Source organism: Micromonospora sp. ABR4_055 (assembly GCF_056160425.1).
Map to the genome: position 1 here is coordinate 1 of NZ_JBSWXD010000077.1, position 22,163 is coordinate 22,163.

18 protein-coding genes and 1 tRNA gene are annotated in these 22,163 nt (G+C 71.5%); 11 read left to right on the forward strand and 8 right to left on the reverse strand.

The window, feature by feature from the left end:
• Positions 1-155 precede the first annotated feature (155 nt).
• Both ACXAHD_RS18370 and ACXAHD_RS18375 read right to left on the reverse strand, forming a co-directional pair.
• A complete protein-coding gene (locus ACXAHD_RS18370) occupies positions 156-2,516 on the reverse strand; it encodes an esterase-like activity of phytase family protein (protein ID WP_289211950.1) in 2,361 nt (786 codons plus the stop codon).
• Between the two features lie 137 nt (positions 2,517-2,653).
• Positions 2,654-4,615: a PhoX family protein gene (locus ACXAHD_RS18375; protein ID WP_289211951.1), complete on the reverse strand. Its 1,962-nt coding sequence runs from the start codon at positions 4,613-4,615 to the stop codon at positions 2,654-2,656.
• A gap of 337 nt (positions 4,616-4,952) precedes the next feature.
• Between ACXAHD_RS18375 and ACXAHD_RS18380 the strand changes: the two genes are divergently transcribed.
• Positions 4,953-9,338 (forward strand): ExeM/NucH family extracellular endonuclease, encoded by a 4,386-nt coding sequence (locus ACXAHD_RS18380; protein WP_475051949.1) that lies wholly within the window; start codon positions 4,953-4,955, stop codon positions 9,336-9,338.
• 111 nt (positions 9,339-9,449) lie between these two features.
• Here the strand turns inward: ACXAHD_RS18380 and ACXAHD_RS18385 are convergent, their stop codons facing one another.
• Positions 9,450-9,890 carry a DoxX family protein gene (locus ACXAHD_RS18385; RefSeq protein ID WP_281552717.1) on the reverse strand — a complete coding sequence of 147 codons (441 nt, stop codon included), beginning with the start codon at positions 9,888-9,890 and terminating at the stop codon, positions 9,450-9,452.
• A 261-nt stretch (positions 9,891-10,151) separates the two neighbouring features.
• Here ACXAHD_RS18385 and ACXAHD_RS18390 point away from each other — a divergent pair, with 261 nt between their 5' ends.
• The 3 genes from ACXAHD_RS18390 (at position 10,152) to ACXAHD_RS18400 (ending at position 11,753) form a co-directional block, all read left to right on the forward strand.
• A complete protein-coding gene (locus tag ACXAHD_RS18390; RefSeq protein ID WP_281552718.1) occupies positions 10,152-10,517 on the forward strand; it encodes an STAS domain-containing protein in 366 nt (121 codons plus the stop codon).
• Positions 10,514-11,260 (forward strand): ATP-binding protein, encoded by a 747-nt coding sequence (locus tag ACXAHD_RS18395; RefSeq protein ID WP_281552719.1) that lies wholly within the window; start codon positions 10,514-10,516, stop codon positions 11,258-11,260. The genes ACXAHD_RS18390 and ACXAHD_RS18395 overlap by 4 nt, the downstream gene beginning before the upstream one ends.
• An 85-nt stretch (positions 11,261-11,345) precedes the next feature.
• Positions 11,346-11,753 carry a four-helix bundle copper-binding protein gene (locus ACXAHD_RS18400; protein WP_281552720.1) on the forward strand — a complete coding sequence of 136 codons (408 nt, stop codon included), beginning with the start codon at positions 11,346-11,348 and terminating at the stop codon, positions 11,751-11,753.
• Positions 11,754-11,792: 39 nt separating this feature from the next.
• On the opposite strand, the gene ACXAHD_RS18405 is transcribed toward ACXAHD_RS18400, so the two are convergent.
• Positions 11,793-13,460 (reverse strand): DUF885 domain-containing protein, encoded by a 1,668-nt coding sequence (locus ACXAHD_RS18405; RefSeq protein ID WP_281552721.1) that lies wholly within the window; start codon positions 13,458-13,460, stop codon positions 11,793-11,795.
• A 59-nt stretch (positions 13,461-13,519) separates the two neighbouring features.
• On the opposite strand from ACXAHD_RS18405, the gene ACXAHD_RS18410 reads away from it, so the two are divergent.
• Positions 13,520-14,581 carry a DMT family transporter gene (locus tag ACXAHD_RS18410; RefSeq protein WP_475051955.1) on the forward strand — a complete coding sequence of 354 codons (1,062 nt, stop codon included), beginning with the start codon at positions 13,520-13,522 and terminating at the stop codon, positions 14,579-14,581.
• On the opposite strand, the gene ACXAHD_RS18415 is transcribed toward ACXAHD_RS18410, so the two are convergent.
• Positions 14,529-15,602: a PHP domain-containing protein gene (locus ACXAHD_RS18415; protein WP_475051958.1), complete on the reverse strand. Its 1,074-nt coding sequence runs from the start codon at positions 15,600-15,602 to the stop codon at positions 14,529-14,531. The genes ACXAHD_RS18410 and ACXAHD_RS18415 overlap by 53 nt on opposite strands.
• Positions 15,603-15,665: 63 nt before the next feature.
• Between ACXAHD_RS18415 and mtnA the strand changes: the two genes are divergently transcribed.
• Positions 15,666-16,655 carry an S-methyl-5-thioribose-1-phosphate isomerase gene (mtnA, locus tag ACXAHD_RS18420; RefSeq protein ID WP_289211953.1) on the forward strand — a complete coding sequence of 330 codons (990 nt, stop codon included), beginning with the start codon at positions 15,666-15,668 and terminating at the stop codon, positions 16,653-16,655.
• 89 nt (positions 16,656-16,744) lie between these two features.
• On the opposite strand, the gene ACXAHD_RS18425 is transcribed toward mtnA, so the two are convergent.
• Complete coding sequence (locus ACXAHD_RS18425; RefSeq protein WP_475051960.1) at positions 16,745-18,010, reverse strand: prephenate dehydrogenase; 1,266 nt, start codon at positions 18,008-18,010, stop codon at positions 16,745-16,747.
• Here ACXAHD_RS18425 and ACXAHD_RS18430 point away from each other — a divergent pair.
• The 4 genes from ACXAHD_RS18430 to ACXAHD_RS18445 all read left to right on the forward strand — a co-directional run bounded on the left by ACXAHD_RS18430 (position 17,997) and on the right by ACXAHD_RS18445 (position 19,976).
• Positions 17,997-18,329: a hypothetical protein gene (locus ACXAHD_RS18430; RefSeq protein ID WP_475051962.1), complete on the forward strand. Its 333-nt coding sequence runs from the start codon at positions 17,997-17,999 to the stop codon at positions 18,327-18,329. The two genes, ACXAHD_RS18425 and ACXAHD_RS18430, sit on opposite strands and share 14 nt — an antisense overlap.
• Before the next feature lie 23 nt (positions 18,330-18,352).
• Positions 18,353-18,553 carry a hypothetical protein gene (locus ACXAHD_RS18435; RefSeq protein WP_281552726.1) on the forward strand — a complete coding sequence of 67 codons (201 nt, stop codon included), beginning with the start codon at positions 18,353-18,355 and terminating at the stop codon, positions 18,551-18,553.
• Between the two features lie 210 nt (positions 18,554-18,763).
• Complete coding sequence (locus tag ACXAHD_RS18440; RefSeq protein ID WP_289211955.1) at positions 18,764-19,396, forward strand: tRNA adenosine deaminase-associated protein; 633 nt, start codon at positions 18,764-18,766, stop codon at positions 19,394-19,396.
• Positions 19,397-19,481: 85 nt separating this feature from the next.
• Positions 19,482-19,976 carry a nucleoside deaminase gene (locus ACXAHD_RS18445; RefSeq protein WP_475051976.1) on the forward strand — a complete coding sequence of 165 codons (495 nt, stop codon included), beginning with the start codon at positions 19,482-19,484 and terminating at the stop codon, positions 19,974-19,976.
• Between the two features lie 41 nt (positions 19,977-20,017).
• On the opposite strand, the gene deoD is transcribed toward ACXAHD_RS18445, so the two are convergent.
• Complete coding sequence (deoD, locus tag ACXAHD_RS18450) at positions 20,018-20,725, reverse strand: purine-nucleoside phosphorylase (protein WP_281552729.1); 708 nt, start codon at positions 20,723-20,725, stop codon at positions 20,018-20,020.
• A gap of 90 nt (positions 20,726-20,815) precedes the next feature.
• Here deoD and ACXAHD_RS18455 point away from each other — a divergent pair.
• Positions 20,816-20,905: transfer RNA gene (locus tag ACXAHD_RS18455), tRNA-Ser, on the forward strand.
• 78 nt (positions 20,906-20,983) lie between these two features.
• Here ACXAHD_RS18455 and ACXAHD_RS18460 read toward each other — a convergent pair.
• Positions 20,984-22,027, reverse strand: a complete 1,044-nt coding sequence (locus ACXAHD_RS18460) for a hypothetical protein (RefSeq protein ID WP_289211957.1) — start codon at positions 22,025-22,027, stop codon at positions 20,984-20,986.
• Positions 22,028-22,163 lie beyond the last annotated feature (136 nt).

Here is a 22,163-nt window from a genome sequence, read left to right on the forward strand (position 1 = left end):
GGGGGGGGGGGGGAGGGGGGGAGGGGGGGGGGGGGGAAAAGAAAAAACAAAGGCTCTACTAAAAAGAATCGGGGGAGACGGGGAGGAAGAAAAAAGACCGACGGGGGGGGGGGGGAGGAACCGAAACTGCCCCCCCCCCCGACCCCGGGGCCGGGCTAGCGTCGACCCCGACCGAACACCCGATCGGCCGAGCCGAGCCGGAGGAACACCGTCTCGCCGGTGGCGTCCTGGGCTCCGTCGTTGTCGGTGATTATGTAGACCTGCCGGTCCCCGCCGACGGTGAGCCCTTCCAGCTTCTCCTGCGTCCACCCGTTGCCGGCCTGCAGATCGGGCAGCACGTCGTACGCGAGCCGCTTCGGCAGCACCGGCAGCAGACCCGGTGCCGGGTCGCCGGTCGGTAGGTCGACCGTGTAGATCCGCTTGATCCGGGCGGCCGGCCCGCTGAGCTTGTCCCGCTCGATCACCGCGAGCCGGCCGTCGCCGACCGAGGCGATCTCGGACAGGCCGATCCAGTCGCCGGCGACATCGGTGCTCTCCAGCCGGTATCCGAACCAGGCCCAGGTGCCGCCGGGTACGTCGTAACGACCGAGCCGGACCACCCCGGCCGGATCGCTGGCCACGCCCCGCTGCAACACCACCCACACCTGCTCCCGGCCTCGCCGGTCGGTGAGCGCGGTCACCCCCTCCAGCCCTTGGCTGCCGAGCCCGGCGGCCACCTCGTCGGGCAGCGACACGACCTGTCGGGTCACCCCCGACCGGTCCAGCCGGACCAGCTGGTTGGCGGCACCGGTCGCTCCCTCCGAGACCAGCCAGAACCCGCCCTGCGGCCGGGCGAACAGGCCTTCGGCGTCGTAGCCGGCCGGCTTCCCGGACGCGTCGCGGACCACCAGATCGTCGACGATGCGCGCCGGGCTGTGCCGGGTGTCGATGGTGTAGATCCGGGTCGGCGAGTAGAGGGCGTCGCTTGCCGCGAACAGTTGGTGTCGCTCGCCGGGGACGGCAGTGAGCGCGCCGAGCCCGCCCCAGCCGATCGGTGCCCGGTCGGGGCCCCGTCCGCTGGTCTGCGACACCAGCGTCGGGAACGACGGGGTGTCCGCACCCAGCCGGTACAGGTTTACCGCAGCGCGTACTCCGGCCTCGGCGTCGTCGACCTCGCTGGAGACCGCGAGCAACCCGCGGGACGGGATCGGCAGTAGCCCCTCCGGACCGTTGGTCGTCGCCAGCACCTGACGCAGCACCGGCCTGGTCGGCCTGGTCAGGTCGTAGACGGCGACGAAGTTGCTCCGTTCGGAGCCGACGAATGCGTACCGGGTGCGGCCGAACGTGGCGACCGCGATGCCCTCCGGCTCGGCGCCCTTGTTGTCGGCTCGGTTGTCGTTGTGCAGCCCGTGGCGAACCGCCAGGTGTTCAAAGGAGTTGCCGGCGTCCCAGACCACCCGGCCGGTCCGGCTGTCGAAGATCGACCAGCCCCGGGTGCCGCCCTTCCAGTCCCCTTCGTTCGCGGTCGCCAGGTAGCGGTCGTCGATCCAGGCCACCGCGTCCGGTTCCCGGGGCAGGTCGGTGATCGTGCCAGTCAGGTCGATCACCCCGTCGTCGGCGGTGTCGATACCGGTCACCGTGGCGGTCCCGGCGCCGAACGCCTTGGTGATCCGCCCGCTGCGCAGGTCGACCAGGACCACGCCGTTGTTCTCCTGCAGGGTCACCGCGACCTGGTCACGACCGTTGATCGACACGTACTCCGGCTCCGGATCGGCCGGGGTGTCCAGCCCGGCGGTGGCCAGACCGGGCAGCGCGCTGCCGTCGGCGGCGGTCAGCGACACCGTACGGGTCGACCAGGTTGCCGGGTGGCGCCCGGTCAGGTCGACGATCTGCAGGAACCCGGCCGGCGGCTGCGGCAGGTCGCCTTCGTCGCCGCCGAGCGGGGTGGCCTCCTCGTCCCGTTCGTTCTCGATCGCGATCGCCGCGTAGCGGCCGTTGTCGCTGACCTCGATGGCGTCGGGCTGCCCGCCGAGTGGGATGCTGCGCACCCTGGTACGGGTGGCCAGGTCGACCACGTCGAGTCGGCCGGAGGGAGTGGTGTAGCTGGCACTGGTGTTGACGACGATCAGCACGTACCGGTCGACCACCGCGACCGAGGTCGGTTCGTCCTCGGCGTTGCCGAGCGTGGCCAGCGAGAGGGTGCCGAGACCGCGGGGGTTCCGTGGGTCGGTGATGTCGAGGAAGCCGACCCGCCGCCCGGCGGCGTCGGTGTAGATCATCGTCCGGCCGTCCGGGCTGACCGTGGAGATCTCCGCGACGGTCTCGGCGGTCGGGTCCTCACCGGCTGGTCGGTTGTGGAACACAGGGTACGTCGCGGTGCGGTCGAAAACGGCGGATCCGGGCCAGCCGGGCCTGTCATCGCGGTGACCGGCCGCCGCGCCGCCGGGGGCCACAACGGTCAGCGCGACGGTGGCGCAGAGGACGGCTGCGGTGGCGGCGGTGGTGACCAGCACCGCCGGACTTCTTCGGGTACGCATGTCTGGGCTCCGATATCGTCGAGAAAAGATGCCTTGGCGGGATACGACGGGAGCCGCGACCGGTCGGCGAGATCGGCCGCGGCTCCCGGAGCCCGTACGTCGGGCTCGGATGATGAGCAGGGGTGGACAGCGGGCGGTCAGGTACCGATGACGCCGCCATCGGCCTTGCGGATGACCACCGTCGCCGACCGGGGTCGGCCGGCCGGGTCGAAGTCGGGCCAGTTGCTCACCGCTCGCGGGTCCTCCGGCGTCGGACTGCCCCAGTACGTCGTGGACTCACCCGGATGCTGCACGTTGATGAACATGGTTCGCTGGTCCGGGGTGGTGACCACCCCGGTGATCTCCGCGCCGCGTGGGCCGACCAGGAACCGCCGGACCTCCCCGGTACGCGGGTCGGCGGCCAGCATCGCGTTGTTGCCGATATTGTCGTGGCCCCGGTCCGCGCGGTTCTGCGTCGAGTTCGACACGTCGGTCTGGATCCACAGCCGCCCGTCGCCGTCGAACCAGATCCCGTCCGGCGAGCCGAAGATGTTTGTCTCGTCGAGCTGCACCTGCGGGTCGTACGCCGGGTCACCGGCCAGCATGAACACGTCCCACTCGAAGCTGGTCGCGGTGTTGTCGCGGCCGCGCTCGCGCCACCGGACGATGTGCCCGTACGGGTTCGGGGTACGCGGGTTGACCGCACCGGGCCAGCCGGTGCCGTTGGTCAGGGTCAGGTAGACGTCGTTGTTCTTCGGATTGACCGCCACCCACTCCGGACGGTCCAGCGGGGTGGCGCCGACCGCGTCGGCCGCCTCCCGGGTACGCAGCAGCACATCGGCCTGGTCGTGCCAACCGTTCGCCCTGGTCAACGGCCCCTTGCCGTGCTTCAGTGGCAGCCAGACGCCCTTGCCGTCGTCGTCGAACCGGGCGACGTAGAGCGTGCCGTGGTCCAGCGGGCTGCGGCCCAACGCCCGCTGCATCCGCCACGGACCGTCGCCGACGAACTTGTAGAGGTAGTCACCGTCCTGGTCGTCGCCGCTGTAGACGACGACCCGACCGCGCGACTCCCAGAAGGTGGCACCTTCGTGCTTGAACCGACCGAGGGCGGTCCGCTTCACCGGGGTCGAGCGGGGGTTCATCGGGTCGATTTCCACCAGCCACCCGAAGCGGTTCAGCTCGTTGGGGTTGCGCGCCACGTCGAAGCGCGGGTCGGCCAGGTGCCAGCGGTAGCCGAACCCGGCGGCGTTGACCCCGTACCGGGCCTGCTCCGGCGTCGGCGACCACTGCGGGTCCTCGGTGCCGAAGTAGCCGTTCCAGTTCTCCTCGCAGGCCACGTAGGTGCCCCACGGGGTGGCCCCGTGCGAGCAGTTGTTCAACGTACCCATCGGTGGGTTGTCCGCCCGTAGCGCCGGGTGCCGGCCGGACACCGGGCCGGAGAAGGCGACCGGCGTGGTGCCGGTGACCCGACGGTTGAACCGCGAGTCGACGTTGCGCCACCGGCCCCGCGACAGCTCCACCTCCACGACGCTGACCCCGTGACCGGCGAGCGCCTTGTCAACCTTGTCCCGGGTCATCTCCGCGTCGCCGTCGGGGTAGAGCAGGGTCCGGTCGACGTACTCGTGGTTGAGCACCAGCAGGCCGCGGCGGCTGCCCAGCGGGCCGCGACCCAGCGGGAAGAAGTGCATGCCGTCGTGGTGGCTGCCCACCTGCTCGGCCTGTTCGGCGGCGGTGTTCGTGGCGTCTTTGCGCCAGGCCGGGCCCCGGCTGTGCAGCGGGGTGCCCCATGGGATGAGCACGTCGGCGGTGTAGCCCGGCGGGACGGTGATGGCGTCGTCGGTGTTGGGCAGGACCGGGTCGAAGCCGAGCAGGCCACGCCGGCCGGGCCTGCCCTTGCCGTGGCCGTGCCCGTGGCCGCCGGCGCTGGCCGGCGCGTCGGTGCCGAGTGCGCCGCCGGCCGCGCCGAGGAAGGCCGCGGCGGCGATCACCGTACCGTTGCGGACGATGTCGCGGCGGCCGGCGCGGGCGGCGAGCACCTCACGGAACGGACGGTTGCCGGAGGTGTTCGAGCTGATGTCGTCCGGGTCGCTGTGGACGTGGCTGTCATGGTCGATTGACATGTCGATCCTCGCTCGGTCGGAAGCGGGCCGCCCGGTCCGGTGCCATGTCGTGCGCGACGTCCGGACCGGATCTGCCAGGGCGGTCCGGGCTGGACGGCATCGCTGGCACCGGGACGGTATGCAGCGGACCGGGACCGTCCGCGAACGCGTGTGCGACCTGCCGGCGACGTCGAGATGAACGATCGATGTCCTGACCTGGGGTGTCGCCGAACCGTCCCTTGTCACGAAGGGGTAACGGGACCCGAATGTTTAACGGGTCACCACCGGCCCGTCTGTGCTTCGAAACCCGCGTCTCCTAGATTTACTTGACTCACCCTCTGACCGGAGGAACGCCTACATGCGCCAGCACAGACGCATAGCCACCTGGAAACTCATCACCGCGGTCGTGGGGGCCGGCGCGCTCAGCGTGCCCGGCAGTGCCGCCGCCATGGCTGCACCGGCTGCCGGTGACCCATTCATCAGCGAGATCCACTACGACAACGCCGGCACCGACACCGGCGAGGCGATCGAGATCGAGGCCCCGGCCGAATTCGACCTGACCGGCTGGCAGATCGTCCTCTACAACGGGAGCAACGGAACCGTATACGACACCAGTACCCTGGCGGGCACCGTCACCGCTGCCGGCGTGGTCGTCGCCGAATACCCCGCCAACGGCATCCAGAACGGGTCCCCGGACGGGGTGGCCCTGGTCGACCCGGCCGGCTCCGTGGTCGAGTTCCTCAGCTACGAAGGCACCCTGACCGCGGCCGGCGGCCCCGCCGACGGCACGACCAGTGTCGACATCGGTGTCGCGGAGGCCTCCGACACCCCGGTCGGGCACTCGTTGCAGAAGGTCGACGGCGACTGGCGGCAGCCGGCGGCGAACACCTTCGGCGTCCGTAACGGCACCGGTGGTGTCGACCCGGACCCCGACCCCGAGCTGGGCTGCGACGTCACGGTGACGCACGACATCGCCCAGGTGCAGGGCACCGGTGACAGCACGCCGCTGGCCGGCACCGAGGTGACCGTCGAGGGCATCGTCGTTGCCGACCACCGTGTCGGCGGCTACAACGGCCTCCACCTGCAGACCGCCGGCACCGGCGGGTCCCGTACGGTTGCCGCCGGCACCGCCAGCGACGGCGTCTTCGTCTACCTGACCAGCAACCCGGCCAACCACCCGGGGGTCGCGATCGGTGACCGGGTGCGGGTCACCGGCAACGCCGGTGAGTACTTCGGACTGACCCAGGTGAGCATCGGCGCGCGGACCGACGTGCAGATCTGCGACCGGGACAATCCCCTGCCCACCCCGGTCGCGCTGACCCTGCCGCTGGCCGCCGGCGACCGGGAGTCCGTCGAGTCGATGCTGGTGGCCCCGGTCGGTGACTTCGCCGTCGCCGAGGTCTACAACACCAACCGGTACGGCGAGGTCGTGCTGACCGCTGGTGACGCCCCGGCGGTCATCCCGACCGACGTGGCGCAGCCGGGCAGCGCCCAGGCCGAGCAGATCGCCGCCGACAACCGGCTCAACCGGATCCTGGTCGACGACGGCCGCACCACCAACCTGGCCGACGCCGGCATCGCCCCGCCGTACGTCTCGCCGGACCAGCCGCTGCGGGTCGGTGACTCGGTCGAGGCGTTCGGGCCGAGTGTGCTGTCGTACGGCTTCGACGAGTGGCGGCTGCAACCGACCCTGCCGGTCGGTGCGGACACCCCGGCCAGCGAGCGGACCACGTTCAAGGTGACGAACCCGCGTACCGCCGCCCCGGCTCCGGTCGGTGGCGACATCCGGGTGGCCAGCTTCAACGTGCTGAACTATTTCGTCCACTTCGGTGGGGACGCGCGTGGTGCGGCCGACGAGGCCGCGCTGGCCAAGCAGGAGGCGAAGATCGTCGCGGCGATCACCGCGCTGGACGCGCACGTGGTCGGCCTGCAGGAGATCGAGAATTCGGTGCGTTTCGCACCGGCCGAGCCGGAGAAGGCACTCATCCGGCTGGTCGGCGCGCTGAACGCCGCCGACGGTGCCGGGACCTGGGACTACGTCCGCTCCCCGGCGGACCTGCCGGGCGCCGCCCAGCAGGACTTCATCAGCAACGCGATCATCTTCAAGCCGGCCGCGGTGACCCCGGTCGGGCCGTCCCGGTCGGTCGACGACGAGAGCGTCTGGTTCAACGCGCGGGAGCCGATCGCGCAGACGTTCACCGCCGACGAGCTGACCTTCACCGTGGTGGCGAACCACTTCAAGTCGAAGAGCACCTCGACGCCGCCGACCGGCGACAACGTCGACACCGGTGACGGGCAGGGTGCGTACAACGGTGACCGGACCCGGCAGGCCGCCGCGCTGGCCGACTTCGTCGACGATCTGGTGGCCGACAGTGGCAGCGACGACGTACTGCTGCTGGGCGACTTCAACTCGTACACCCAGGAGGACCCGATGCGGGCCCTCTACGACGCTGACTACGTCAACCTGAACGACACCGGACGTAGCACCTACGTGTTCGCCGGTGAGTCGGGTTCGCTGGACCACGCGCTGGCCTCGCCGTCGCTGGCCGCCCGGGTCACCGGGGCCGACGTCTGGCAGATCAACGCGGTCGAGTCGTACGCCTTCCAGTACAACGGCTTCCCGACCTTCTTCGACCCGGGCCCGTTCCGGGCCAGCGACCACAACCCGATGGTCATCGGGCTGGACACCGGTGCCGACGGGCCGGTCGAGCTGCAGCTCCTGGGGATCAACGACTTCCACGGCCGGCTCGAATCCGTCGGTACGGTCGACGGTCAGCCGGTCGGCGGTGCGGCCCAGGTGGCCGGGTTGGTCGACCAGTACCGGGCGACCAACCCGAACACGGTGTTCGTCTCGGCCGGTGACAACATCGGCGCGTCCACGTTCGTTTCGGCGATCGACGACGACAACCCGACCCTCGACGTGCTCAACGCCGCCCGTCTCGACGTGACCGCGGTCGGCAACCACGAGTTCGACAAGGGCATGGCGGATCTGACCGACCGGGTGATCCCGCGTTCGGACTTCCCGCAGCTCGGCGCCAACGTGTACCGCGATGACGAGCGGGCGCTGCCGGCGTACCACGTGCAGGAGATCGGCGGGATCCGGGTCGGCTACATCGGGGTGGTCACCGAACAGACCGCGGTGATGGTCAGCCCGGACGGTATCGCCGGGATCACCTTCCGCCCGGCGGCGGCCGAGGCCGACCTGGTCGCCACCCAGCTCAAGGACGGCGACGAGAGCAACGGCGAGGCGGACGTGGTGGTGCTGCTCACCCACGAGGGCGCGGCCACCGAGAACATCGACTCGCCCGAGGCGCTGATGAGCGACCCGGTGTTCGGGCCGTACACCCGGACCGTTCCGGAGATCGACGTCATCTTCAGCGGGCACACCCACCAGCCGTACGCCTTCGAGGTGCCGGTGCCCGGCACCGACGAGACCCGGCCGGTGCTGCAGGCCGAGGACTACGGCAAGAAGCTCGGCCGGATCGTGCTGCAGGTGGACGTCGAGGCGGGGACGGTCGAGACGGACACGGTCGAGATCGTCGACGTGGTCGGCGCGCCGGTCAACCAGGAGGTCGCCGACATCGTGGCGGCGGCGAAGGCCAACGCCGAGGTGCTCGGCCAGCAGCCACTGGGCTCGATCACCGCCGACATCACCCGGGCGTACACCAACGGCAACGAGGACCGGGGCAAGGAGTCGGTGCTCGGCAACTTCATCGCCGACGTGCAGCTCGCCGGAACCCGGGAGCCGGGTCGGGGTGGTGCGCAGATCGCCTTCATGAACCCGGGCGGGCTGCGGGCCGACCTGCTGTACGGCGAGGACGGCGTGATCACCTTCGCGGAGGCGTTCTCGACCCAGCCGTTCGCCAACGACATGGTCACCCGGACCTACACGGGTGCTCAGGTCAAGCAGGTGCTGGAGGAGCAGTGGCAGCCGGCCGGGGCGTCGCGTCCGCTGCTGTGGCTCGGCGTGTCGGAGGGCTTCTTCTACACGTACGACCCGACGTTGCCGCAGGGCGAGCGGATCACCTCGATGACCCTCAACGGTCAGCCGGTGTCGCCGACCGGGACCTACCGGGTCACGGTCAACTCGTTCCTGGCCGCAGGTGGCGACAACTTCACCACCCTGGCCGACGGCACGGACACCTCGACCACCGGTGACAACGACCTGACCATGCTGGTGGCGTACTTCGCCGAGAACTCGCCGATCACTGCGGACACCGAGTCGCGGTCGGCGATCGGCCAGCCCGAGCCGACCTGTGACGTGACGGTCACCGGCACGCACGACGGTGGACTGATCGTCAAGGCGGAGATGACCTACTGCCTGGAGTCGGCGACGGTCAACGGTCCGGTCACGGTCCGTCCCGGTGCGACGCTGATCGCCACCGACGGTGCGATCAACGGTCCGCTCACCGCGAACCGTCCGACGGCGGTCAGCTTCACCGGTACGAGCGTCTCCGGGCCGCTGGCCCTGCTGCGGGCGACCGGGGCGGTGACCCTGACCGGGGTGACCATCCGGGGCCCGCTGGAGGTGACCGGTGGTGACGGCGGTCTGCGGCTGGACGGCGCTGACATCTCCGGTCCGGTCCGGCTGGTCAACAACAAGCACGACGAGTTGCCAGTGGTCGTCGCGGGGAACACGATCCGCGGCCCGCTGCACTGCCAGGGCAACAGCCCGATGCCGGTTGACGAGGACCGGGTGAACACGGTGCAGGGCCCGGTGTCCGGGCAGTGCGCCCGGATGTGAGCCGCCCGGTTCGGCACTGAAGGCAGCACCGAGAAACGGTACGGCCCGGCAGACCTCGACTGGTCCGCCGGGCCGTACCCGTCTTTCCGGGGTCCGGCTACCGCCGCGTGGTCAGACGGTCGCCGGCTCCGGGGCGGGAACGGCGGCCGTACGGCGTCGACTCAACATGGCGTCGAGCGAGTACCGGCCTGGCCCCAGCGCGGCCACCAGCAGAAACGCCCAGCAGAACAGCGCGGCGAGTTCGCCGCCGTTGTTCTGCGGGAGCAGTGCATCCGGCTGATGGACCACGAAGTAGGCGTACGCCATCGATCCGGAGCAGATGACGGCGGCCACCCGGGTGCCGAGTCCGGCGAGGACCAACAGACCGCCGACGAGCTGGATCAGCGCGGCCCACCACCCGGGCCAGACGCCGATCTCCATTGCCTCACCGGTGCCTCGGAAGCCGCCGAAGATCCCGAAGATCGAGGCGGCACCGCGCAGTGTGAACAGCAGACCGACCACCACGCGGAACAGCGTGGGGACGATCTCCGGCAGGCGGGCGAGTACGGGCATGGGGACTCCTCGTGAAACTTGGGAACACTGGTCCCACGGCGCCCGGATCGTATCGACCGATGTCGAATTCAGTCAACGATTTCTCACCTAGTGTGATGATCGACTAGGTTGTGCGCTACCCCGGGTCGGGGGTCTCCCGGTCTGTCCCCAGCAGGCAGGCGGCGTCGCGTAGGCTGGGCGCTTCGAGCAGCCCAACTCCGCCGCGCGGGCCCACGGGCGCCACCGCAGGTCGGAGTCGCGACCCGCCAGACGGAGACCAGCATGCACGAGATCCGGGTGCCCTCACCCGAAGCCGGGCACTGCGTCATCGAAGCCTCCGGTGAGCTGGACATGACCGCCACCGGAGAGCTCAGCGCCGCTGTCCGCGTGGTCGACCGGCAGCAGGCGACCTGGATCGTCGTCGACCTGGACGCCGTCACCCTGATCGATTCGAGTGCGGTCAAGGAGCTGGTCGACGCGCACCACGCGGCCGCCGGTCAGGGCCAGATCCTGATCGTCCGCAACCCGCAGCCGATCGTCGCCCGGGTGCTGCGGGTGACCGGAGTCGCGCCGCTGCTGGGAATCGCGCCGCAGGACCACGCGGGAACCGTCTACGGTGGTAGACCAGACAACGGGAACCACGGGTGAACACCCTCACCTGGCTGGTGGTGCGCGACTTCGCCAGTGGCGTCACCCGGGTCCGGCTGACTGGCGCGTTGACCGACACTGAACTGGTCCGGCTCGCCCCGGTGCTGCGCCGCTGCCTCCTGGAAGAGCCGTTGGCGCTGCTCGTCGAGCTGGACGAGGTGACCGTGGCCAGCCCGATCGGACTGCGGGTCTTCGCCATCGTCCAGGGCGGCGACGCCAGCCACCGTCCGGTGGTGCACCTGTGCGCCCGGCCAGACTCACCCACCGGTCGGCTCGCCAGGCACAGCATCAGCGGTCTGGTGAGCGTGCAGGACAGCGTGATCGACGCCACCAAACTGGTCGAATCAGCACCGAGGTCCCCGTACCGCTGGCACGAGTACCTGCCCCCACACCCGCGCTCACCGGGAGAGGCCCGTCGGCTGATCGGCGGAGCCTGCCGCTCGTGGCAGCTGACCACGCTGGTCGACGAGGCGATGGTGATCGGTTCCGAGCTGGTCAGCAACGCGGTCGAACACGCCGGCACCGAGCTGGACGTCACCACCACCCGGCAGGCCGGAGCGATCCGGATCAGCGTCCGCGACCGCGCTGTCGAGCTGCCCCGACCGGCCACCGGGCCCCGGCCCGGGCCGGCACCCGGCCGTGGTCGAGGGCTGGCCATCATCGAGGCGCTCGCCAGCGACTGGGGCTACGCCGGATTCGCCGACGGCAAGACCGTCTGGGCGGCGCTGCGGCTGCCCGACTGAGTCGGGCCGGTGCGGATCGGGACGGTGTTAGTCGGGCCGGGCAGCGGGTACCCGACCTCAAACGGTCACACCTGTGGAGGTCACGATGACGCAAGCAACCGAGATGCTGGAAACCTATCCGCTCGATCTGGGACACGTCGACCAGCGGGCACTCGCCGACTGCATCGATGCCTGCTTCGACTGCGCTCAGGCCTGCACCGCCTGCGCCGATGCGTGCCTGAGCGAGGACATGGTCGCCGAACTGGTCAAGTGCATCCGCACCAACCTCGACTGCGCCGACATCTGTGCCACCACTGGCCGGGTGCTCTCCCGACACACCGGCTACGACGCGAACACCACCCGGGTGATGCTGCAGGCATGCATCCAGGCGTGCCGTTCGTGCGGCGAGGAGTGCCAGGCACACGCCAGCGAGCACGAGCACTGCCAGGTCTGCGCCGAAGCCTGCCGCCGGTGCGAGCAGGCCTGCCGGGACCTGACGGCCGCACTCGGCTGAGCCCGGCTCCGGGCCCGGCACGGCCCGCCGGGCGGGCGGTCAGATCCGGGCCAGCGCGGACCGCAGCGGGTCGAGCCCGAGTACGCCCAGGTTCAGTGCTGCCTGATGGAACTCCTTGAGGTTGAAGGCGGCACCCTTGCGGGCCTGGGCGTCGGCTCGGGCCTGCAGCCAGATCCGCTCCCCGACCTTGTACGCCGCCGCCTGCCCCGGCCAGCCGAGATAACGGTCCAGTTCGAACCGGAGAATCTCGTCCGGCAGTTGGCAGTGCGCCCGCAGGAACTGCCACGCCAGCTCCGGAGTCCACCGCTCGCCGGGATGGAAGTTGAACGAGTTCGGCGGGATGGTCAACTGCAGGTGCAGGCCGATGTCCACGATCACCCGGGCCGCCCGCAGCGCCTGCCCGTCCAGCATGCCGAGCCGGTCACCGGGGTCGGCCAGGTAGCCCAGCTCGTCCATCAGCCGTTCCGCGTACAGCGCCCAGCCTTCGCTGTGCCCGGAACACCAGCAGAGCAGCCGCTGCCAGCGGTTGAGCAGATCGGCACGGACCTGCGTCTGACCGATCTGCAGATGATGTCCGGGCACCCCTTCGTGGTAGACGGTGGTCACCTCCCGCCAGGTCGAGAACTCGGTCAGCCCGTGCGGCACCGCCCACCACATCCGGCCCGGTCGGGAGAAGTCCTCACTCGGCCCGGTGTAGTAGATGCCGCCATCACTGGTCGGTGCGAGGCAGCACTCGATCCGCCGGATCTGCTGCGGAATGTCGAAATGGGAGCCGTGCAGCTCCTCAATGGCCCTGTCGGCCAACGCCTGCATCCAGTCGCGGAACGCCTCACCACCGGCGATGGTCCGCGCCGGGTCGGCGTCCAGGGCGCGTACCGCGTCGTCGATGCTGGCGCCGCGCCCGGCGATCTCGGCGGCGACCCGGCGCATCTCCTGCTCGATGCGATCCAACTCGAAGAAGCCCCAGGCGTACGTCTCGTCCAGGTCGATCCGCGCGCCCAGAAAGTACTGGGAGGCGAGCTCGTAGCGGTCCCGTCCGGCGGCCTCGGTGTCCCGCCCCAACGGGGCCAGCTCGGTACGCAGGAACCGGCCGAACGCGATGGTCGCCGCGGTGGCCGCCGAGGCCGCGCGGCGCAGGTCCGCGGTGAGGGTGGCCGGAGCGGACAGCCGGCCGACCAGGGCGTGGAAGAAGTCGTCCGCTTCCGGGTCGGTCCAGACGTCACACTGGTCGGCGACCTTGAGCATCTGCGCCCGGGGGGCCACGTGCCCGGCCCGGGCCGCGTCCAGCAGGGTGACCCGTACCTGGTCCAGAGCCTGTGGATAATTGTCCAGCCGGGCGGCGATGTTGGCCATCGCATCGGTGCCCTCGGTCGGCATCAGGTCGAAGACCTGGCGCAGATGGTGCAGACCGCTGGTGATGACGCTCAGCTCGCTGGTCTCCTCGCCCGCCTCGTAGCGGGCCAGCTCCAGGCCGAGCCGCTCCGCCATCGCGTCCCGGGCCACCCGCTCGGCCTCCGACTCCGGGTCGGCGACATCGAGCTGCCGCAACGTGTCGCGGGTCAGGGCGGCGCGTTCGGCATACCCGTCCGGCGACAGGTCGTCGAGCTGGTCGTCGTGCCCGTCGACGCCGATGTAGGTGGCTCCGATCGGATTCAGCCGCGCCCACCGCTCGACAAAGCTGTTGCTGATGTCATCCACACGTCCCATGCTGATGACCCTACGCGGCAGGTCGGCGGGGCCGGCGCATCCGAAAGGGGGGAACGGGAATGCAGGAACCCGGTTCGGCCGGCCCACCACCCGGTCCCCGGCTCGCCAGCTGGCTGCCCGGCTTCCTGCTGCTCGCCGGCATCTGGGGCACCAGTTTCCTGCTGATCAAGATCGGGGTCGCCGAGCTGCATCCGATCCACGTGACCCTGGCCCGGGTCGCCGCCGGTGCGCTCACCCTGCTGATCGTGTTGCCACTGGTTGGCGACCGGCTGCCCCGGGATCCGTGGCTGTGGCTGCACCAGTGCGTTGTCGCGGCGGTCGGGGTCGCCCTGCCGTTCACCCTCATCGGGTACGGGGAGCAGCGGATCCCGTCGCTGCTCGCCGGCATCTGGAACGCCACCACCCCGCTGATCGCCCTGCCGTTGGCGGCGCTGGTGTTCCGCACCGAGGCAATGACGGCCCGCCGGCTGGCCGGCACCGGGTTGGGCTTCGTCGGCGTGCTGGTGGTGCTCGGGGTCTGGCAGGGCGTCGGCGGGGGGCAGTTCGCCGGGCAGTTGATGTGTCTCGGCGCGGCCGCCTGCTACGGCGCGACGATCCCGTACCAGAAGCGGTTCGTTGCCGGCCGGTCGGACAGCGGCGTCGCGCTCGCCGCGACCCAGCTGATCCTGGCCACCGGCCAGTTGGCCGTCGTCGCACCGATCGTCGCCGGGGCCCCGCCGACACCGACCCGGCTCTCTCCGGCGGTGATCGTGAGCGTGCTGATTCTTGGGGCGGTCGGCACCGGCCTGGCCTTCGTGATCCACATGCGCAACATCCGGCTGGTCGGGGCCAGTACGGCGGCCACCGTCACCTATGTCGTGCCGGTCGTCGCGGTCGCCGCAGGGGTGTCGGTCCTCGGCGAGCGGCTGGTCTGGCACCAGCCGGTCGGGGCGCTGATCGTGCTGGCCGGGGTGGCCCTTGCACAGGGCACCGGGCTGCCCCCGACCGGCCCGCTCCGGTCCGCTGCCCGGCGGCACGGTCCCGGACAGCGGCCCGCTGCTGTCCGGCGGCCCGCTGCCGGACAGCGGTTCAGTGATGGGCGGCGGCCCAGTCGACCAGTCGCCGGGCCGACCAGGTGTTGACCACCCGGTCGGCATCGACACCGCAGAGCGCGGCCCGGGCGCACCCGAACCGCTGCCAGTCGAGCTGACCCGGCGCGTGGGCGTCGGTGTCGATGGCGAACAGGCAGCCGGTCTCGACCGCTAGCCGGATCAGCCGCTTCGGCGGGTCCTGCCGCTCCGGCCGGGAGTTGATCTCGACGGCCTTGCCGTGCTCGGCGCAGGCGGCAAAGACCGCTTCGGCGTCGAAGTCACTCGGCGGCCGGGACCGCCGTCGGTGGCCGCGGTCGCCGGGTCCGGTCACCCCCGGCGGCCGCGACGTCACCATCCGACCGGTGCAGTGACCGAGGATGTCCAGCCGAGGGTTGGTGACCGCGGTCAGCATCCGCCGGGTCATCCGCGCCCGGTCGTCACGCAGATTGGCGTGCACCGAGCCGACCACCACGTCGAGCCGGTCGAGCAGTTCGTCGGACTGGTCGAGGGAGCCGTCCGGCAGGATGTCCACCTCGATGCCGGTCAGGATCCGGAACCCCTCCGGCAGGGCGGCGTTGAGCGCCGCGACGTGGTCGAGTTGGCGCTGCAGACGGGCGGCAGTCAACCCGCGGGCGACCGTGAGCCGGGGCGAATGATCGGTCAGCACCAGGTACTCGTGGCCCAGCTCGACCGCGGCCAACGCCATCTCCTCGATCGGCGAACCGCCGTCGGACCAGTCCGAGTGGGTGTGGCAGTCGCCGCGCAGCGCGGCGCGCAGTGCCGCCGCCGCCTCGTCCAGGTCGGTGCCCTCGGTAGCCAGCAGCCGGCGCAGATAGACCGGCTCCTCGCCGGCCAGCGACTCGGCCACACACCGGGCAGTCACCTCGCCTACCCCGGCGAGCTCGGTCAACGTGCCGGCATCAGCCCGCTGCGACAACTCGGCGGCGGGCAGTCCGGCCAGTGCCGTGGCGGCGGACCGGAACGCGCGTACCCGGTAGGTCGCCTCGTTGGCCCGCTCCAGCAGGAAAGCGATCCGACGAAGGTCGACGATCGGGTCCCGGGCATTGCTCACACCGGTCACCATAGGCCCCTTCGGCGGTACTGTCGCCCGGCCGGAGCCGACTAAGGTCGTCGCATGCGGACCATCGACTGGGTCGACGACGCCATCGAGATCATCGACCAGACCGCGTTGCCCGACCGGACCACCGTACTGCGGCTGTCCACCGTCGAGACGGTGGTCGACGCGATCCGGTCCCTGGCGGTTCGCGGCGCGCCGGCGCTCGGCGTGGCCGGTGCCCTCGGGGTGGCGCTGGCCGCGCGGCTGCACCACGACGAGCCGCAACGACTGGCCGACGCCGTCGAACGGCTGCGTACCGCCCGGCCGACCGCGGTCAACCTCGCCCGGGGCGTCGACCGGGCGGCGGCCCGGCTCGCGGAGAGCCCGTCGGCCGTACTCGCCGAAGCGGTGGCCCTGCGCGACGAGGAGGAGGCGGCGTCGGTGGCGATGGCCCGGCTCGGGGCCGACCTGCTCGGGCAGCTCTGTCCGCCCCGGTGCCGGCTGCTGACCCACTGCAACACCGGTGCGCTGGCCACGGTCACCGGAGGAACCGCGCTCGGGGTCGTCGTCGAACTGCACCGGCGCGGCGGGCTGGAGTCGGTGATCGCCAGTGAGACCCGGCCGCTGCTGCAGGGTGCCCGGCTGACCGCCTGGGAACTCGACCGGGCCGGGGTCGACTTCCGGGTCGCCGTCGACGGGGCCGGGCCGTTCCTGATGGCCCGTGGCCTGGTCGACGCGGTCGTCGTGGGCGCCGACCGGATCTGCGCGAACGGCGACACGATCAACAAGATCGGCACGTACGCCCATGCGCTCGGCGCCCGCCGGGCCGGGCTGCCGTTCGTGGTGGTCGCTCCCGAATCGACGGTGGATCCGGCGACCGCCACCGGCGCACAGGTCGAAATCGAGGACCGGGGGTCCGCCGAGGTGGTCAGTTTCGTCGCGACCCGGACCACGCCGGCCGGGGCCGGCGCGGTCAATCCCGCCTTCGACGTGACGCCCGCCGACCTGGTGACCGCCGTCGTCACCGACCGCCGGGTGATCCGGCTGGACCGGGGCGAACAGGTTTGAGCCGCCGGCAGACAGTTCGGCCCACCGTCGGCCGGTCTGCCCGGGTCAGTCGACCAGCCGACCAGCCAGCCCGGGTCAGTTAGCCCGGGTCAGTCGACCGGTGCCGGCCGGACCGCTGTCACGGTACGCCGGTCGTCGGCCACGGCGGTGACCCAACCGCCGGCCCGCCCCAGCCGCAGCAGCGCGTCCGGCCGGGCCGGCAGCTCCAGCGGCCGGCCCGGCTGTGGTGGCCAGCCTCCCCGTGCCGAACTGCCCGGGGTCAGCCACGGCACCAGAGCCTGCACCGGGTCGTCCGCGTCCAGCGCCGCCCGGGCCGCCGTCAGGGTGGACAGCACCTCGTCCAGGCCGGCCCGGACCGCCCCGGCGTTGCCGCCGCACATCGCCGCGACCAGCTCCGGCCGGCTGGCCGCCACCCGGGTGCCGTCCCGGAACGACCCCGCCGCCAACGACCAGGCGAGCGGGTCGGTCACCGCGCTGGCGGCCAGCGCGGTCGCGAGCAGATGCGGTACGTGACTGATCGCCGCGACGGCCCGATCGTGCTCCTCGGCGGTGGCCGGTACCACCCGGGCACCCAGCCCGGTCACCGCTGTCGCGATGGTCAGCCAGTCGTCGACCGAGGTCACCGGCGGTTCCAGGCATAGCACCCAGGCGCAGCCGGTGAACAGCTCCGGGTCGGCGGAGGTGAACCCGGAAGTCTCCCGACCAGCCATCGGATGGCCGCCGACGAACCCGGCGGTCCGGTCGTGCTGGCGGTGCAGACGCCGGTCGACCAGCCGCCGCACCGGTTCCTTGACCGAGGTGACGTCGGTGACCAGCCCGGAGTAGCCGACCGCGGCGATCTCGTCGAGCACCGGACCCACCGCCGGCAGCGGCACCGCCAACAGCACCAGATCGGCGTCGGCCACCGTGTCCCGTACCGTCGGGGCGACCTGCCAGCGCGCGTCGGGTGCGGCCCGCGCGGCGGCGGTACGCGCGGTGGCCCGGGTCGCAGGATCGGCGTCGTACCCGAAAACCCGGTGTCCGGCGGCGGCGAACGCGCGCAGCGCCGAGCCGCCGATCAGCCCCAGCCCGATCACCGCCACTCGCACGCGGTGACTCTGCCACATCGAGCCAGGGCGCGGTCGGGCAGCCGCCGTCGGTACGCTGACTTGGCACGGTGGCGGACCGACGCGAGCCGCCGCCCCGGCCGCAGGAGGGAGGGACGAGATGCCGGACCGGCCGATCGAATGGCCGTCACCCGCACCGACCAGCCCGCCGGGCTGGCCCGGTGCGCCGGCCGGCTGGCACCCGCCGGTGGCCGGCTGGGGTTCACCACGTGGGCAGCACCCGTACCCGCCGGGGATGTTTCCGGCCATGCCCGCACAGCCACCGGCCCCGCCCCGGCCGACCTACCGGGAGCCGCACCCGGTACGCCCGGGAGCCGTCGCACTCGGGGCGCTGGCCACCGCGCTGTGGCTGCTGCTGACCGGCCTGATCGGCCAGGACCTGCGCGGGTACGCCCTGTCGACGCTGCTCTGCGGCGTGCTGGCCTGGACCGTCGCGATCCTGCTCGCCCGGGTCGGCGACCGGGGCGTGGCGACCGGCATCGCGCTCGCCATGTCGGCCGGCTGGAGCATCACAACTGTGGCGCTCGCCACACACTGGGCGGCGACCGGCGACTGGCCACTGTGGTGACCAGCGGGGGGCGAATTCCGGGCTTGACGAACGCGGCGACGGTCGGCACGCTCGGCGGCATGGCCAACACCGGGCACCGGCTCGATCCCGAGCGGAATCGACGCCGACTGCAGATCCTCGCCGAGCTTGCCGGCGCCAAGCTCGGCCGCGAACGGGTCCGGCCCCGCAAGGTCCGTGGGCAGCAGTTGCGCGAGTTGATCGCGGCCCGCCGACTGGTCAACTGACCGAACGCCTCAGCTGACCGAACGCCTCAGCTGACCGGACGTCGACGCGCTGTCGCGCACCCGTCCCTGCCGGTCAGTGACTGTTCGGGGCGTTGTGGGGTCAACGACCCACCTGAGCCGATACCGTCAATCTGACGACAGAATCGGCGGTCACCGACGGCGGCGCGGATGCCGCACCGCCCGGTGACCGCAGGGACCATTGGGGGGACCGTGCCCTATTTTGCTGCCGCTGCCGTACGCGGCCCGGCCGGTTGGTCCGGCGCCGAGCTCGACCTCGGTGGGGTCGCCGACATCGACGAAGTGGTCGACCGGCTCCGTGAGGTCGACCCCGACGCCGAGGTGTCACTGCTGTTCGTCGAATCGGACGACAGTTACCTGGTGATACTGCGCCTCGACGAGGGCGAGGATCTGCGAATCTTCAGTTCGGACGCCGCGTTCGCCGAGGAGTCGCGGCTGGGCGCACTGCTGATCGGCGACATCCGTAACCCGGCCGTCGAGGTCGACCTCGAACCGGTCGTGGTCGGCGCTGGCGGCGGCTCGATGTCCGCCGCCGCTGCCGCGCCGGCCGGTTCCCGTGCCGGTGGGTACCTGGTCGGCGACCCGTTGGACGACTCCGACGACGTCGACGCGTTGGCCGACGAGGAGGACGACGACGATGAGCCGGCCGCCGACCCGGACGCGGAGCCGGTCGGGGACGCCGACCTGCTCGCCGACCTAGGTCTGTCGGCCCGACGCCTGCTGGCGCTGTGCGCCCGCGACGGCATGCTGCCGGCCGACGTGACCGCAGAGATCTGCCAGACGGTCGGCTGCGGCGACGAGATCGAGGAGTTGCGCGAGGCATGAGACCGGGCGGGGCGACGGCGTGACCGGGCGGGGCGACGGCGTGCCGACGGCCCGACGGCACCGCGACCCGCTGCACGAGAGCTGGATGCGGCGGGCGTTGTCGGTGGCGGGCGGGCCGACCGCCGGTGCCGGCCCCGTTGGTGTGCCGCCCGGCACGGCAGGGGTACCCGTCGGTGCGGCTGACGTGCCGGTCGGTATGGCTGACGTGCCGGTCGGTGCGGTCGTCTACGACGCGGCCGGCCGTGAACTCGCGGTCGCCCACAACGAACGTGAACTGACCGGCGACCCGACGGCGCACGCCGAGGTCCTCGCCCTGCGCCGGGCCGCCGCCCGGCTCGGCCGGTGGCGGCTCGACGGGTGCACCCTGGTGGTCACCCTGGAGCCGTGCACCATGTGCGCCGGGGCGTTGGTGCTGGCCCGGATCTCGACCGTGGTCTTCGGCGCGTGGGAGCCGAAGACCGGTGCCGTCGGATCGCTGTGGGACGTCGTGCGCGACCGCCGCCTCAACCACCGGCCGACCGTGTACGCCGGGGTGCTGGCCGACGAGTGCGCCGCCGCGCTGCGGGCGTTCTTCCGCTGAGCCGGGCGGCCCGCCGGTATCGTCGGCCGATCCCGGTGGCGTCAGGCGATCGCGGTGTCCAGTGCGATGCGTACCATCTCGCTGAAGGTCTGCTCCCGGTCGTCCGCGCTCATCTTCTCGCCGGTGCGGATGTGGTCGCTCACGGTGAGGATGGTCAACGCGCGGGCCCGGAACCGGGCGGCGATGGTGTACAGCGCCGCCGACTCCATCTCGACCGCCAGCACCCCGTAGTCGGCGAGCGTGTCGTACAGGTCCGGCCGGTCGGTGTAGAACGCGTCGGCGGCCAGGACCGGGCCGACCCGCAGATCGACACCGTGCCGGTGGGCGGCGTCGACCGCCGTACGCAGCAGACCGAAATCCGCCACCGGGGCGTAGTCGACCAGCCCGGCGAAGCGCACCCGGTTCATGTTCGAGTCGGTGGACGAACCATTGGCCGCGATCACGTCCCGCAGTTGCAGGTCCTCTGCCAGCGCACCGCAGGAGCCGACCCGGATCAGCGTCCGGACCCCGTACTCGTTGATCAGCTCGTGGGCGTAGATCGACGCCGACGGCATGCCCATTCCCGACCCCTGCACCGACACCCGCGTCCCGGCGTACCGGCCGGTGAAGCCGAACATGCCGCGCACGTTCGAGTAGCAGGTGGCGTCCTCGAGGAAGTTCTCGGCGATCCACTTGGCGCGCAGCGGGTCTCCGGGCATGAGGACCCGCTCGGCGATGTCGCCGGGCTTGGCTCCGATGTGCGTGCTCATGGCCATGATCCTGCCAGTGCGGCCGGTGCCGCCTACGCTCGGGCGGTACCGCCGTGACGGTCGGCAGGCGCTTCAGGTAGCCTACTCGGCGGTGGTGTGTCCGAGTGGCCTAAGGAGCACGCCTCGAAAGCGTGTGAGGGTTCACGCCCTCCGCGGGTTCAAATCCCGCCGCCACCGCCACTGAGCAGGCGATCATCCTGCTGGTTGAACGCCCGGCAGGTCCGCGAGGACCGGCCGGGCGTTTCGGCGCACCGGCCGTCACCGGTCGGCGATCAGCTCGACGACGGCGCTGGCGATCCGGTCGATCGCCGCCGAATCGGCCAGCAGGGCGGCGACCCGCTCGTCTGCGGCCGGTCCACCACCGGGCGGCCGGTCCATCTCGTCGGCACCCGTGCCGGTGTCGAACACCGAGCGGAGTACGGCGACCACCGCGCACCGGGGGTCGGCGCCTCGGCGCAGCTGCGCCTCGATCGCCGTCACCGCGACCGACGCCAGCTCGGTCAACCGGGCCTCGTCCGCCTCGTCCGGCGTCCTCGGCTGCAGGTGGTCGCTCTCGCGGGCCGGACCGGTCCCGGCCCGCGCGGCCGGCGGCACCGGGGCGTGCTTGCGGCCGAGCGGCCGTTCGACGAAGTCCGCGTACCACTTCGGACGTCTGCGCATCGCGGCGAGCACCCGGTCGAGGTCGGCCGTCACCTCCCGTTCCCCGCCACCACAGTGGCCGGTGACGGCGGCTCGGCGGTCCGCCCACGCGCCCAGCGGCCACACCCGTACCCCGGCCGTGGCCGGGATCCCCACCCAGACCAGTACCTCGACGGCGAGGGCCAGCAGCCACGGGTCCTGGTCGAGGTGGTGCTTGAGCCATCCGGGCAGCCGGGGCCGCTGCAACGCGCCACGGTCGCCGCGTCGGCGGCGATGCGCGTCGACGGTGGCCGGCCCGATCCGCCGGGCGATCCACCCCTCCAGGTTGACCACTGGGACCTTGGCGCTGGTCAGCAGGTCGTCGAGGACCGCCTCGACGTCGTCGTGGAACTTGTCCAGGCAGTCGGCTTCCAGCCGGTGGACCGACGACGCGCAGGCGGGGTGTCCCCGGGCGAGTTCGATCCGGCGGGTCAGCCGCTGGAACACCACCGGCCAGACCAGGGCGTACCCACCCGCGCGGAGCAGCCCACGCTCCGCGTCGGACGCCGTCCTCGCGCGGTCCGCCAGTATGCCCCGCCGGGCGAGGTCCCGGACGTGATCTTCCGCAGCGGTACGCCCGAACGACGCGCCGGCGGCCCGGACAGCCACGCTCGCACTGGCCATCGGTATCTGTCCTTTCCAGTAAGCCACCAGATCATCAGAAAGGTGTGGGGGAGGTGGTCGGCTATCTGCGTACGAGTCGAAAGTTATCCGCGGTTCCGCTGGCTCAGAAGAGATTGGAGCCCGCTGCCGTAATAGT